Raw genomic sequence first — 14,859 nt, forward strand, 5'->3', positions numbered from 1 at the left:
TCATTCAGAGCGCAGCGAAGAATCTATTAAACCTTTTTAGAAGATTCTTCAGTCGTTTCTCCTTCTGAATAACAAATGTTTTTTTATAATCAAAAGTGCATTGTCATTATTTAATTACATTAATCCATTGCCCTTTAGTTCTTACTAAAAAGTTATTATCATACATAGCCTCCGCTTGAATTCCTGGTAAGTAATAGCGTCCTAAATAGGAAGCATTTAGCATTACCGAAAATGATTTGGAGCTATTGGTGTTTCCTGTTTTGCTTAAGTCAAAATAGAAATTCACACGGTCATCTCTTATGTCTGTATAGCGCGCTTGACTAGAGGTTGTGTTTCCAAAATCGGTAAATCGGGTATTGACTATTTCCCAACCCGAAGGGAATATTTGTGTTAGAGCAACATCTTTTACTTCAGTGCTTTTTAAGTTGCTTACTTTAACCGTAGCAATAAAATCTTGCCCTTGTTGCAGTTCGGCAACATTTACGCGGTTGCCTTGTAAATCTTTATAAGAATAGCTAATACTCAACCCGCGTTGTTCTACTATTTCTTGTCCTAATGGCAATTTTCCAGAGTTTAAAACCCGAACGTAAACGGTATTGCTGTTGGTATTTTTGAACGATAAACTATTACTGCCATCAACTACGTTTAATTTGCGTTGCGCAATGGCATTTTTGGTGTCAATGGTACTGGTTTTCCCATTAATGGTGTAGCTTAGTTTCATAGCTTTTCCGCCATTAGCATTTACCATTTTTGCCATCGCCAATAAGCTGTAAGCAGTGGTTTGTGTACTCATCCAACGGTCACTAGATAAATCTTTGGCAATAGATTCTGCTAGTTCTCTAGTTTTTTTATTTTTGGTGAGCACCATTGTTTCTAAAGCCATCGCTCTATTTCTATCAATCGAACCATAGGTGTAATAATTATATTTATTAGGTTCAAAATGGATATTGGCCAACTTTGAAATACTTTCTGAGGCCTCCTTTTGACCTGCTAAAGCATAAGCTGCTGCCAATCGCCATTTAGCTTCATTGGATAATTCTGAATATTCACGTAACCTGTTCATACTAGCTAAATCTGGATGACCCGCCAAAGCTAAAGTGTATAATCTGTAAGCCTGAGCTAAATCTGAATTATAGCGTGTGTAACTTGGTCTCCAATCTCTAGCAGTCTGTCTCTGGTATTTAATCCAGCTGCTTTTAAATGTTAACGGTAATACATAGCCTTTCTTTTCGGCTTCTATCATAAAATGACCTGCATAACTAGTACCCCAATCGTTGGCACTGGTTTCTCCAATCCAATAACTTAAACCACCATCTGGTCTTTGGAAATGGCCAAGTCTCTTAATTCCATTTTTAATATTATCCTGAATGTCTTGTTTTTTATCAGCAGTTAAATCGAAAATATCGGTTAAGAATAACTGTGGAAATACACCAGATGTGGTTTGCTCAACACATCCATGAGGGTATTGAATTAAATACTGAAGTCTGCGAGTAAAATCCATAGGTGGTAAGGTTGAAAACTCTACGGAGGCCGCATTGGTTCCAGTAACTCCAAAAGTTTCAAAAGTTATGCTTTCAGTACTGTTAGCAATTAAGGTTTTGTCAATTGCTTTTGATGTTATAGGATTCGGATTCACGACATCCAATTCCACTTTATAAGTCGATTTTTCGCCATTACCAGAGGCTATAACTTCAATGGTACTTATACCTTTGGAATTACTAATATCAAGGTTAAAATAAACCATTTGCTCATCGGGTTTTGCAAAGGTTAATTGTTTTGATGTTTCACCAATAATACGTATACCATTGCTTAATTTTAAGCTTATGTTGACGTTTTTCACTTTAGGTTCCATAGCAAAAACAGATACGGGTAAAGTAACTTGCTCACCGGGGCTTAACTTCCGCGGAAGCGTAGCTAACACCATCAAGGGTTTTTTAACTTGCACCAACTTATCATTACTCCCGTAGGCTTCCTTGTTTGGGTTACCAGCCACCACCATTGTTCTAACAGCACCAATATAATTGGGCATTTTAATGGTGTGGGTTTTTTGTTCATTGCTATTTAAGGTAAATGGACCTAAATATTTTATAACTGGTTTAAACCTGTTTGCTTTTTTCTTTTTACCAGCAGTAGCACTTCCATCACCACCAATGGCAAATACTTGGTCTATACTGCCTGAATAAGCCCCGATAACGTCATCAAAGATATCCCATGTTTTCACCCCTAAAGCTTCACGAGCATAGAAACTATTCCACGCATTTGGGGTTTTAAATCGGGTTAAGTCTAATAACCCTTCGTCAACCACAGCAATGGTATAGGTCATTGCTTTTTTGTTTTTTTCTGAAACCGTAATATTGAATTCCTGTTCTGGTCTTAAAACGTTAGGCATTATTATTTCTGGTTGCAATTTGGTTTCTGGGTTTTCAACCATTATGGGGATAATACCATATAGCCTGATGGGTAAATCGTTTGCCGTCATAGCATGTGGCTGCAATAGAGAAATGTTTACAAATACATTGGGAGCCATTTCTTCTGTTACCGGAATTTCAACTATCGTTTCTCCTTTTTGTGTTTTAACCCACTGGTGTTCTAAAACCTCGGTACCATTTTCAATACTTACCAATGCGCGCCCTTCGTTACCAGATTGAAATGTTATTTTAGCAGTCTCTCCTACGTTATATGTTTCCTTATCACTTGAAAAGATGAGCATTTTAGCAGCATCTTTATCACCAGAACTTGCGTTTTGCCACCAGTTTTTATAAAAATAAGCTGTACGTCCTGTGGCGTGTTGGCTAATAGGGTCTTCAACTCTTATTAAATAACGCCCTCTGTCATGGTCTGGAACTTTTATATTGAAACTTGCCTTACCGTTGGCATCTGTATTTATTTTAGAGGTTGTATAAGGTCTGTGGTAGCTACTGGATACATAACTAGACAAATTATCATAGCTAGAATTCCACCACCAACGCCATTCTATTTTATAAATTTTCACTTCAAGATTGTTTCGCTGTATGGGATTCCCGTTGGGGTCTAACACCACAATATCAAAAGATTGATTTTCATCTGTAAAATAGGAACCATAGGTATTTTCCTTGGGTGAACGCATCCCTACAAATGATTCATAAGGTGCATAGGTTTTGGTAAAGGCATCAATAGAGAAATCTCCACCATTCTCGAATGCTCTAACTAAAAACTGTGCGTTTAATAATCCTGGAGCATTCTTTTTAATGTTTAGTTTCGAATTAATTTTTGCAAAACCATCACCATTTACAACACCTTCGAAAACATTAAATTCTTCAGAATGAAATGTTCTTGTTGGGTCTATAAACTCATAATCTCTATAATTCTCAAATCCTTTATTAGAGGTGCTAAATTTTGCTTTTACTTCGGCCTTTAAATGTTTTCCTGGAGCACCGTGCAACCATTTAACATTTAAATTTCCAGTTAGTGGTTTGGCAGCAGTTAGTATGTCATCATCAAAATCAATCTTAATTTTTAAACGATTGGGTTTAACCGTTTCAATTTTTAAAGTTTTATTAAACGAAGCACCCCCAACTGAAACGGTGGCATTATAATTTCCCGTTTTGTCTTCTGTAGATGTAGGAACCGTGAATTTGTAAAATCTATTGACATGATCTCTAGTAACATGTTTATAAACCAACTTTCCGTTAGGGTTTGTTATTTCCATTTTTACAGGGTGCTCTTTTGGTAGTTTGTTTGCTTTATCATTTAGCATAAACGTTAAATGCAAGGTGTCTCCAGGACGCCATACACCCCGCTCACCATAAAGGTAACCTTTAAGTCCACGTTGCAATCTGTTTCCTGAAATATCAAATTTGCTTAATGATAAGGAATTGCCGTCACCAAGTTTAATATAGGTACTATGTTTACCCTTAGACACTAAGGCAAAATTTGCATACTTTTCTGCATCTATTATAGTAAGTCCATTCTCATCAGTAGTAGCACTTTCCATTTCTTGTTGCTGGAAATTGTAAAGCTTAATACTGGCATTTGGTTCTGGTTCAGTTGTTAAAATGTTTGTAACAGCAAAGTGGTATGAATTATTAGCACCACGTTTTGCAATGACTCCTAAATTTGAGGCGATGAGGTTTTGAGCAACTATTTTGCGGGCATTATAATACGCATCATGGCATGGGTTTTTTTCTTCACGCCAGTTATAAGCATAGTCTTTGTAGCGGTATAATAAATTGTCCCAATATTGTTCCTCTCGCAATTCTTGCTCTTTTTCAGATAAGTTATCAGGAGTTTCTTCATAAACATCAGCCTCGTAATAATCATCATTCTCATTCTCTTCAAAATTAGATGTATTGGAATCTGTTTCACAGTTGTAAAGAGAATAATTCCTGTTATAACTTACTTCAACACGATAAATTGAGCCTACATCTGCAGTGAAATACTTCGATAAATCAATGCTATAGGCTTTCCATTTTCCAGAATTTTCAGCAGCTGTTTGTAACTGAATGGTTTGTTTTGCTATTCTACGTCCTACCTTTTTAATACTGTACTGGTCATTACTGTTTAAATTATTGTCTTGTAAAAACTGAAGCACATTGTCCTCAAAAATTTTAATGATTCTCACATCAACAGCGCTCAAATTAACAGCTTCAAAATTAAATTTCAATTCTTGAGAATTTGGCAAAATAGAACCACTGTTTATTAGACGTACTTGGGGTTTTAAAGCTTCAAAAGCAATGGTTTGAGATAATGGCTGTTTAAGCTTAAATCCATCGGTATTTTTGATACCTTGAAAAATATCTACCTGAATATTACCAACCAATTTGCTATCGGGGTAAACCTTTAAAATGTTACCATCTACTATATATTTGAGAGATTTGACTTTTTGCAGACTCACTAAACCATCAAAGTTTTGTTGCTTATTTAAGGGGTCTGAAAAATTAATGGATAGATGTTGTTCAGGATATTGAACGACTTCAGTTTTTATAATGGTGAAATTATTTTTGCCCGGAATTATTATGGTATTCTTGCCTTTATTATCGGCACTTATGGGTTTCCCATGCCATGATACTTCCATGTTACTATTCTCAATAAATCGATGAATACTATCAATTTTAAATTCAAAAGCATTACTGTGCTCACTCCCTTCATTAAAAACAATATTGAGTTTTTTATCATTTTGTTGGGCAGTTATCAATTTTTTAGCCTGTTCTAAAGAAATAAGGTCTGCAGATTTTATAATCCCCTCAACATACTGCCAATTTTTACTGTAAGATTGAAGATTGTTAGTTACAACATTGAAATTTGGTGTGATTGTTTTAAACTGAAAGGTATACGCTTTGTAATTTGAAGGAACATCTTTATAAATTTCAGACAGTTTTACGGTTACCGTGTATTCTGTTGCTGGCTCTAAGTGTTCATTGGGTGTAAAAATCAAAGTATGGTTATTACCAACCTGTAATTTTCCTTCAACGTGTGGCTTGATAGTTATGATTTTGACATCAATGTCTTGATTCATTTTCCAACCTTCAATAGCCTTGGCTAAACTAATTTGAATTGGTTTTGCCACCGAAGTTATTCCTGAAGTAGTATAGCTCACATAGTCTCTGTATTTAAAAATATTATCTGGTTCTATAGATTTTTTTTTGCAAGATATAATTAATAAAAGGGTGCAAACGAAGAAGAAAATATTTTTTAAAGACATAATGTGACGTATTTGAATGAGCATGATGTACAAGGAACGTACGATGTTTCTTGTTAATAAAGTTACGCATTTCAATGACGCTACAGACTTTAAGCTTCTGTTAAATTGTTCTTAAAAATTGATTTGATAACCTAGAAGAAAACAAACATTATAAGTATCTTGTAAAGATTAAAAATTTTAAGATTATGAGTACAGTTTCTACGGGTTATAATATTGAGACCGTTTTGAATGTATTGGGTATTGGAAACATAAATAATGGGACCTCAACTGGAATAAATTGCTTTTCAAATGGTGAGCCAATAGAAAGTTTTTCGCCTGTGGATGGTCAATTAATAGCAAGAGTAAAAGCAACCTCAAAAACTGATTATGAAACTGTTATGAATACAGCCACTACCGCTTTTAAAAAATGGCGAATGATTCCGGCACCTCAGCGAGGTGAGGTTGTAAGACAGTTTGGAGATAAACTTAGAGAGAAAAAAGAAGCATTGGGTAAATTGGTGTCTTATGAAATGGGGAAAAGCTATCAAGAAGGACTTGGTGAAGTTCAAGAAATGATTGATATCTGTGACTTTGCAGTAGGACTATCACGCCAGCTACATGGATTAACGATGCACTCTGAACGTCCAGGACATCGTATGTATGAACAGTATCATCCTTTAGGTGTGGTTGGTATTATCTCTGCGTTTAATTTTCCTGTAGCTGTGTGGTCTTGGAATACTGCTTTAGCTTGGGTTTGTGGTGATGTTTGTGTTTGGAAACCCAGTGAAAAAACACCCTTGTGCGGTATTGCCTGCCAAAATATAATAGCAGAAGTAATTAAAGAAAATGGGTTGCCTGAAGGTATTTCATGTTTAATAAATGGCAATTATAAAGTTGGTGAGTTTATGACAAAGGACTCAAGAATTCCGCTGGTATCTGCTACTGGATCCACCAGAATGGGAAAAATAGTGGCGCAAGAAGTAGCAGCTAGATTGGGGCGTTCGCTTTTAGAATTAGGAGGTAATAACGCGATCATCATAACCCCTGATGCCGATTTAAAAATGACCGTATTAGGTGCTGTTTTTGGGGCCGTTGGTACTGCGGGTCAACGTTGCACTAGTACTAGAAGACTAATCATTCATGAAAGTGTTTATAATAAAGTAAAACAGGCTATAGTAGATGCTTACAAACAATTAAAAGTTGGAAACCCATTAGATGAAACCAATCACGTTGGTCCATTGATTGATGCGAAAGCCGTTGATGTTTACAAAAAAGCTTTAGAGGAAGTAGTTAAAGAAGGTGGCAATCTTATTGTTGAGGGAGAAATCCTTTCAGGTGAAGGTTACAAAAGTGGTTGCTACGTAAAACCAGCCATTGCTGAAGCAGAGCCATATTTTAATATTGTGCAACACGAAACCTTTGCTCCAATTTTGTACTTGCTAAAATATTCAGGCGATGTAGAAAATGCCATTGATATTCAAAATAATGTAGCGCAAGGGTTAAGTTCAGCCATTATGACTAATAACTTACGAGAAGCAGAACGATTTTTATCTCATGCAGGAAGCGATTGTGGTATTGCTAATGTCAACATCGGGACTTCAGGAGCGGAAATAGGTGGTGCTTTTGGTGGTGAAAAAGATACAGGAGGCGGACGAGAATCTGGATCTGATGCTTGGAAAATTTATATGCGTAGACAAACTAATACTATTAATTATACCACAGAGTTACCTTTAGCACAAGGCATTAAATTTGATTTGTAAAAACAATCAATATCTATAAGTGTCTTTTTCTGTTAAACCTTTTCGAGGTATTGAAGTCTAAGGATTTATAAAGTGTTATTGTCTTTCAAAAAAACCTATGCGTTATGAAACATAAGCATATTCAACATTTATACAGACGTATGGGATTTGGAATACTACCTGATAACCTCGAAAAACTATCAAAGCTAAAGAGAAAAGAGGTTGTAAATACGCTTTTTAAAGCTTCAAAAAACACAACACTTCTTGAACTTGACACTTCTGAGTTGAAACGTTTAATGGGTGATTCCTATATATCTGCAAAACCCAATATTCAAAAAATCCAAAAATTGAGTAGACTTTCTACCCAAAAGTTGAATCATGCATGGATAGAGAGACTAACCAATCCTAAAGAATTGGTTAGAGAAAAAATGACTTTGTTTTGGGCGAATCACTTTGTTTGTGAAGACAATAATTTTTTGTATACCCAAAACTTTCACAATACTCTGCGAAAACATGCTTTAGGGAATTTTAGAGACTTTGTTGTGGCTGTTTCTAAACAAGCCGCTATGACTAAATACTTAAATACCAAGCAGAACAAAAAGGAAAAACCTAACGAAAATTTTGCCAGAGAATTAATGGAACTTTTTACTCTTGGTGTAGGCCATTACACTGAACAGGATATTAAAGAAAGTGCCAAGGCATTTACTGGTTATAGTCACAACATGCAAGGAGACTTTGTGTTTAGAAGACGGGTTCACCATCAAGGACAAAAAACGTTTTTTGGAAAAACAGGGAATTTTAATGGAGATGATATCATTGATATCATTTTAGAACAAAAACGATGTGCAGAATTTATTTGTGAAAAGATATACCGATATTTTGTAAATGATACACTAAATAATAGTCATGTGCAGGCAATGATTGAGGTGTTTTACAAAAATTACAATATTGAACAGCTAATGCATTTTGTGTGTTCATCCAATTGGTTTTATAATGAAGAGAATATCGGTACAAAAATCAAGTCGCCCATTGAATTTTTAGTTGGTATAAAAACCATAGTACCTGTAGCGTTTAAAAACAAAAGGCAGCTTTTGAATTTACAACGTTTACTGGGACAAATTTTGTTAGATCCTCCAAACGTTGCAGGTTGGAAAGGGGGCCAAAACTGGATAGATAGTAATACCATTACCCTTCGATTAAAATTACCATCTCTATTACTAAATAGCTCCTATATATCTAACTCAAGAACAGAAGAAACAGATGACCAAATTGAAGAAAAGAAACAATTCTTTAAAAGAAATTATGGCAGACGTTTTAATGTAGAAAGTAATTGGAATTATTTTAACCAACAATTTAGAAATGTAAATATGAATGAATTAGATAGTCATATTTTAGCCTGCAATATGTCTCAGGTTGCTAGAGGGTATCTAAATACTTTAGAAAAAGTTTCTAAACAAGAGTACTGCATACAACTCATGTCTTTACCAGAATATCAAATGTGTTAATCATGGATAGGAGAAAATTTTTAAAACAGTCAAGTTTGGCAAGTAGCCTATTTTTTGTTCCAAGCTTTGTAAAAGCTTTCGAGAATGTTGCTAGCAGTAGTTTAGGCTATAAACGTTTGGTAATAATACAATTATCTGGAGGAAACGATGGATTGAACACGGTTGTGCCATTCCAAAACGATATATATTACAAGGAGCGAGCCTCATTAAGTATAGCGAAAAGTGATGTTTTAAAATTAACCGATGACCTTGGTTTGCATCCAAGCTTAGCGCCCTTAAACAGACTTTACGACCAAGGATACTTAACCATAATTAATAACGTAGGGTATCCAAACCCAAACAGATCACATTTCAGGTCTATGGACATTTGGCAAACAGCGGCAGATTCCAATGAATATTCTCAAAGTGGGTGGATTGGAAGGTATATAGATTACTATGGAGAAACACCTTACTCTGCTATTCAAATTGACGAAAGTTTGTCTTTGGCCATGAAAGGTGAAACTAAAAACGGCATTGCTACCCAAGATGCACAAACGTTGTTTAATTTATCTAGAGACCCTTATTTTAAAAACTTACAACAGCATCAAAATGACACACATTTAAGCGAACACAATTTAGGCTATTTATATAAGTCTATGATTGAAGCACATACCTCTGCTAAATATATTTATGAAACCAGTAAAACGGTCTCCTCTCAAAAAGAATATCCAAATAATAAGTTTGGTAAACAATTAAAAACCACGGCGCAATTTATTAACTCTCACTTAAACACCAAAGTTTACTATGCCTCTTTAAATGGTTTTGATACCCATGTAAATCAAGGACCAACTCAAAAACGTTTGTTGAATCAGTATGCTAAAGGTATTGAAACCTTTGTTCAGGATTTAAAAGCTGGCGGTACATTTGATGACACTTTAATATTAACGTTTTCTGAGTTTGGGCGTCGTGTAAAACAGAACGCTAGTTCTGGTACAGATCACGGAACAGCAAATAATTTATTCATTATTGGAAACCAGTTAAAAAAACCTGGTATTTACAACAAGTTAGCTAGTTTAGATAGCTTAGATAGTAATGGCGATTTAAAGTTCGAAATTGATTTTAGAACCATCTATGCAACAGTTCTAAAAAAATGGCTAGAAGTAAACGATAAAAAGATTTTAAACAAGTCTTTTAAACAATTAAACTTTATATAACAAAAATAAACCTTGTCTCAGAACCGAACATATCGGAAGAAACAAGGTTATATCATAAAAGATTAATAGCAATACAAATGTAAGAAAAATAAATTAACATTTGTTAACTTAAGGTTAATTATTTTATTAACTATACTTAACTTTTCTTAATATGCGCATAGATTCCTTATGGAGCTGGTAGATTTCATTGCTATGTGCCTTCAAATAAGGTTTTGCTTCCTTAAGTTTATCAATGGCCTCATGAAATAAATTAAGATAACAGATTAAGTAAGTTGCAGAAAGGTTTCTCAAATCTAATTCTTCATGCTTTGTGAGTGTGATACCTTTTTTTAGCTTATATAATATGGTGTTATTTGTATTGTAAATATGGTAGAGTACTTTTTTGTCAAATTGCGGCGGTTCAAATAATAATTTGGTATCAATATTATAGTGGGCGTTATCTTCAAACTTAATAATGGTTTCCTCTAATTTATAATACTTACTGGTGTTCTGAAGTCCAAGGTTTACATATTCTACAATTTTAAATCGGTCGTTGTCATAAACTATAGAAACTTCATCTAGCGCTGAAAAGAACAGTCTTACTTGTTCATTTATCAATTCAATATCAACCCTAGAATAAAATACTTCATCTTTTACCTGCTTTTTTTGTCCGGACCAACAAAGCACAAAATACTCTTTAAACACTTTGTATTGAGCGTTGAAGTCTTTGCGCTTGTTCATAAAATCAAAAACCCCATTAAGTGTATGCTCAATGTTGTTTTGAGCATTGTTTTCTATGGCAGCAACAATTTTAGAGTTTACATCTTTAATTTCAATATCAAATACTTTAGGCATGCTCATGCTACCATCCCTAAAAAACACTGAGCCCCCATAATATTTCCAAATATTTTTTCTAAGTGATGTTAATTTCCCTGTTGGACGAATAGTAACCAACCCCACCACTCTATCATCAGGTAAATGAGGGAAAGGTATATTCTCATACTGTACAATAGGCGGATTGGTTAAGTATGCGTTAATTAGGTTTTGAATTTTACTATCATCAAAAAAGTCAACACCAATAATGTTGTTATCTTCATCTTCAACACCAATAACAATATAGGAGTTGTTCTTAGGGTTGCTATTTGAAAGCGCACAAATGTGCTTTAAAAATTTAGCCTTTCCTTCTTTATAGCTTATATCAATTTTACGCTTTTTATCATAAAAACTATTCTCATCATTATGAGACAAGAGGTGTTTTATAAGTAGGCGTTTGTTTATCATGATTACCTTGTTGGAGAATCTTAATTATTTTCCTTTTTCACAATAGTACTATTAGCTTGCGCGGTACAAAACATTAAAACATCGGCAATATTAACATGCGGTGGTCTTGATACTGCAAAGTAAATTACCTCAGCTACATCTTCAGCTTGCAATGCTTTGAAGCCTCTATAAACAGAGTCCGCAATTTTATCTCCTTTAAATCGCACTTTAGAAAATTCAGTTTCTACTAAACCTGGATTTATAGCGCCTACTTTAATTCCGTAAGGGTTTAAATCAATACGCATACCTTCTGTTATGGCTAAAACGGCATGTTTGCTTCCACAATACACATTTCCTTTGGGATACACCTCTTTTCCAGCCGAAGAACCAATGTTAATGATGTGTCCTGATTTACGTTTTGTCATTCCCGGAATAACGGCCTTACTAACATAAAGTAGACCTTTTACATTAATATCCATCATGGCATCCCAATCATCAATACTACCCTCGTTTATAGGGTCTAATCCATGGGCGTTACCCGCATTATTAATTAAAATATCAATCTTATTAAATTTTTCGGGCAGGGATTCTATACCTTTAAAGGTTGCTTCTTTGTCTCTAACATCAAAGTTTATAATGTGAACATCGGTAAGTTGGCTTAAATCCTTTTGAATGGTTTCCAAGCGCTCCAATCGTCGTCCACAAAGTATTAAGTGAATACCGTGTTTAGCAAATTCAAAAGCCGTGGCGTACCCTATACCACTTGTTGCACCTGTTATCAAAGCTACTTTATTTGTCATTTTTTATCCTGATTTATCGCCGTTCACCGAATACGGTATAATCTTGTTCGAGTTTTTGTGTCATTCACGTATAAAAATACTTAAAATTCACATTATTTTGTATTATTGTCTTCTTATTAAAGTGAATGATTTTAGAGCAATAAAGTTAGGATTTAGAAGTTAATATTAGAACTTTTTTAAGTCTGCAGAAATCCGTAAAGAGTATTTAATCGTAAAATAAAGAGAGATTAGTCTTAAAAATAATTAAAAACTAAAAAAAAGATGATTATGAATATTTTAAAAAAGCTAAAATTAATTATCCCTGTATTATTTGTTTCATTTTTATTTTCATGTAACGATTCAGAATCTTCAGAAATTAATAAAAGTGCTCCAACTATTTCCGTAAGGTTAGTGGATGCTCCTGGTGATTATGAAGCAGTTAATGTAGAAATAGTTGATGTCATGATTAGGATGGATGCCGAAGGAGAAGAAGATACTGATGATGAAAGTGAATGGATGTCGTTAAATTCTGAAAGTGGTATTGTTAATTTATTAGATTTTACTGGTGGTTTCAGTAAAGTTTTAGTTGAGAAGCACACTATTCCTACTGGGACATTAAGTCAGATTAGATTGGTCTTAGGTGATGGTAATACCATCGTTCTCACTGGAGAAGAAGGAGAGGATAATAAAGAGTATGATTTAAAAACCCCTAGCGCACAACAGTCAGGTTTAAAGGTAAAAATAGACACACCTATAGAACGAGGGTTTACCTATGATTTTATTTTAGATTTTGATGTTGAAAAATCTATTGTACATGCGGGAAACTCAGATAATATTATTTTAAAACCAGTAATTTATGCTAGTGCGGAGGCTACTTCTGGTATTATTGAAGGAACCGTTTCTCCTAACAATGTTCCTGCTATGACTAAAGTAATAGTAAATGACCCTGATGGTGATTATGAAGTTTCTGCCTACACTAATGAAAGTGGAGCCTTTGCTCTTTGGGGTGTTCCTGCTGGAACGTATGAAGTTATGGTAATGCCTTTAGATGTAGAAGGTGATTATAATGGTGCCAGCGCTACTGACATTGTAGTAGTAAACGGAGAAATAACTACAATAGCAGAACCTATTGTTCTACCATTAAAACCAGGAACTATTAGTGGTACGGTATCTGGATTAGCAGAAGGTGTTAAAGCTACCGTTACCATTAATGATGCTGAATCTACAAATGTAGAAACAGGTGAAGGCGGTGCTTATCTTATCGATAATATTCAACCTGGTAACTATAAAGTAACCATTTCTGCTACAGGTTATGTGACTCAAGAGTTTAATATCACCCTTGACCCAGACGAAAATGAAGTTGTAGATGCTACTTTAGAGTTAGAATAATTAGATAACAAATGCATATTTTTAAAGCAACGTTTTTAACGTTGCTTTTTTTATTCTGTAAAAGGTTTATTTTCTATTGAATATTCATAATCATTCATAAAATTGCACGTCATCCTGAATTTATTTCAGGATTACATCATAAAGAGTTGATTTATAAACAGTATGAAATGCCGAAACAAGATCGGCATGACGAAAATAATATGTTATAACACTAAACGGACAATCAAAATTTTACTTAATATTTTAACCAATTGTTAACAACAATTCACTAAAAAATTTAACAATTTGCAACACTCAATCAAGCTTACTATATTCGGGCTTTTAAAAAATAAAAAATGATGGAAGAAACAGGTACAATTGATATTAAGACCATTAACGAGAAGATTGAAAAAGAAAGTGCTTTTGTTGATTTACTGATGCTGGAAATGAATAAAGTAATTGTTGGCCAAAAAGGTATGGTTGAACGTTTGCTTATTGGCTTACTAGGGCAAGGACATATATTATTAGAGGGTGTTCCCGGGCTTGCAAAAACATTAGCAATTAACACGCTTTCTCAAGCCGTAGACGGGAGTTTTAGTAGAATACAGTTCACACCAGATTTATTACCAGCCGATGTTGTTGGTACCCTCATTTACAATATAAAAGAGAACGATTTCTCAATAAAAAAAGGACCAATTTTTGCAAACTTTGTGTTGGCAGATGAGATTAACAGAGCGCCTGCAAAAGTGCAATCAGCCTTATTAGAGGCAATGCAGGAAAAACAAGTGACTATTGGTGATGAAACTTTTATTTTGGATAAACCTTTCTTGGTAATGGCTACTCAAAACCCGGTAGAACAAGAAGGCACCTATCCGTTGCCAGAAGCTCAGGTAGACCGTTTCATGTTAAAAACAGTTATTGACTATCCTAAAATTGACGAAGAGCAACTTATTATTAGAGCTAACTTGAAAGGAGGATTTGAAAAAGTAAATCCAGTGGTTTCCATCCAACAAATTCTCACTGCTCAAAAAGTTGTGAGAGAAGTTTATATGGATGAGAAAATTGAAAAATACATTTTGGATATCATTTTTGCCACAAGATATCCTGAAAAATACAAACTAGCCGATTTAAAACCATTGATTTCTTTTGGAGCATCACCTCGTGGAAGTATCAATTTGGCTGTTGCTGCTAAATGTTACGCCTTTATCAAGCGTCGTGGATACGTAATCCCAGAAGATGTTAGAGCTGTGGTTTATGATGTATTACGACATAGAATTGGTATTACCTATGAAGCTGAAGCCGAAAATGTTACTTCAGTAGATATCATCAATAAAATAGTAAACGAAATAGAAGTACCTTAAAAATTGCCCAATTGAT

General features: G+C 34.5%; 8 protein-coding genes. 5 read left to right on the forward strand and 3 right to left on the reverse strand.

The window, feature by feature from the left end; translation table 11 throughout:
• Positions 1 to 106: 106 nt before the first annotated feature.
• The gene (locus E1J38_RS03380; protein WP_133355848.1) at positions 107 to 5,680 is read right to left on the reverse strand and encodes an alpha-2-macroglobulin family protein; all 5,574 of its coding nucleotides are present in this window, start codon (positions 5,678 to 5,680) and stop codon (positions 107 to 109) included.
• Positions 5,681 to 5,865: 185 nt separating this feature from the next.
• On the opposite strand from E1J38_RS03380, the gene amaB reads away from it, so the two are divergent.
• The 3 genes from amaB (at position 5,866) to E1J38_RS03395 (ending at position 10,096) form a co-directional block, all read left to right on the forward strand.
• A complete protein-coding gene (gene amaB / locus E1J38_RS03385) occupies positions 5,866 to 7,419 on the forward strand; it encodes an L-piperidine-6-carboxylate dehydrogenase (RefSeq protein ID WP_133355847.1) in 1,554 nt (517 codons plus the stop codon).
• Positions 7,420 to 7,523: 104 nt separating this feature from the next.
• Positions 7,524 to 8,903 carry a DUF1800 domain-containing protein gene (locus E1J38_RS03390; RefSeq protein WP_133355846.1) on the forward strand — a complete coding sequence of 460 codons (1,380 nt, stop codon included), beginning with the start codon at positions 7,524 to 7,526 and terminating at the stop codon, positions 8,901 to 8,903.
• Positions 8,904 to 8,905: 2 nt separating this feature from the next.
• Positions 8,906 to 10,096 carry a DUF1501 domain-containing protein gene (locus E1J38_RS03395; protein WP_133355845.1) on the forward strand — a complete coding sequence of 397 codons (1,191 nt, stop codon included), beginning with the start codon at positions 8,906 to 8,908 and terminating at the stop codon, positions 10,094 to 10,096.
• Between the two features lie 126 nt (positions 10,097 to 10,222).
• Here the strand turns inward: E1J38_RS03395 and E1J38_RS03400 are convergent, their stop codons facing one another.
• Together E1J38_RS03400 and E1J38_RS03405 are read right to left on the reverse strand one after the other, a co-directional pair.
• A complete protein-coding gene (locus tag E1J38_RS03400) occupies positions 10,223 to 11,356 on the reverse strand; it encodes an ATP-binding protein (RefSeq protein WP_133355844.1) in 1,134 nt (377 codons plus the stop codon).
• Between the two features lie 20 nt (positions 11,357 to 11,376).
• The gene (locus E1J38_RS03405) at positions 11,377 to 12,135 is read right to left on the reverse strand and encodes an SDR family NAD(P)-dependent oxidoreductase (RefSeq protein ID WP_133355843.1); all 759 of its coding nucleotides are present in this window, start codon (positions 12,133 to 12,135) and stop codon (positions 11,377 to 11,379) included.
• 267 nt (positions 12,136 to 12,402) lie between these two features.
• On the opposite strand from E1J38_RS03405, the gene E1J38_RS03410 reads away from it, so the two are divergent.
• A complete protein-coding gene (locus tag E1J38_RS03410; RefSeq protein ID WP_133355842.1) occupies positions 12,403 to 13,503 on the forward strand; it encodes a DUF4382 domain-containing protein in 1,101 nt (366 codons plus the stop codon).
• A 338-nt stretch (positions 13,504 to 13,841) separates the two neighbouring features.
• On the forward strand, positions 13,842 to 14,843 hold the full coding sequence (locus E1J38_RS03415; RefSeq protein ID WP_133355997.1) for an AAA family ATPase: 1,002 nt from the start codon (positions 13,842 to 13,844) through the stop codon (positions 14,841 to 14,843).
• Positions 14,844 to 14,859 lie beyond the last annotated feature (16 nt).

The sequence above is a fragment of the Seonamhaeicola sediminis genome, from assembly GCF_004358095.2.
GTDB lineage: Bacteria > Bacteroidota > Bacteroidia > Flavobacteriales > Flavobacteriaceae > Seonamhaeicola > Seonamhaeicola sediminis.

What these genes read in the sequence shown, in the direction of transcription:
- E1J38_RS03380 (WP_133355848.1), bottom strand. Translation starts at nt 5,680, where the DNA reads ATGTCTTTAAAAAATATTTTCTTCTTCGTTTGCACCCTTTTATTAATT.
- amaB (WP_133355847.1), top strand. Translation starts at nt 5,866, where the DNA reads ATGAGTACAGTTTCTACGGGTTATAATATTGAGACCGTTTTGAATGTA.
- E1J38_RS03390 (WP_133355846.1), top strand. Translation starts at nt 7,524, where the DNA reads ATGAAACATAAGCATATTCAACATTTATACAGACGTATGGGATTTGGA.
- E1J38_RS03395 (WP_133355845.1), top strand. Translation starts at nt 8,906, where the DNA reads ATGGATAGGAGAAAATTTTTAAAACAGTCAAGTTTGGCAAGTAGCCTA.
- E1J38_RS03400 (WP_133355844.1), bottom strand. Translation starts at nt 11,356, where the DNA reads ATGATAAACAAACGCCTACTTATAAAACACCTCTTGTCTCATAATGAT.
- E1J38_RS03405 (WP_133355843.1), bottom strand. Translation starts at nt 12,135, where the DNA reads ATGACAAATAAAGTAGCTTTGATAACAGGTGCAACAAGTGGTATAGGG.
- E1J38_RS03410 (WP_133355842.1), top strand. Translation starts at nt 12,403, where the DNA reads ATGAATATTTTAAAAAAGCTAAAATTAATTATCCCTGTATTATTTGTT.
- E1J38_RS03415 (WP_133355997.1), top strand. Translation starts at nt 13,842, where the DNA reads ATGGAAGAAACAGGTACAATTGATATTAAGACCATTAACGAGAAGATT.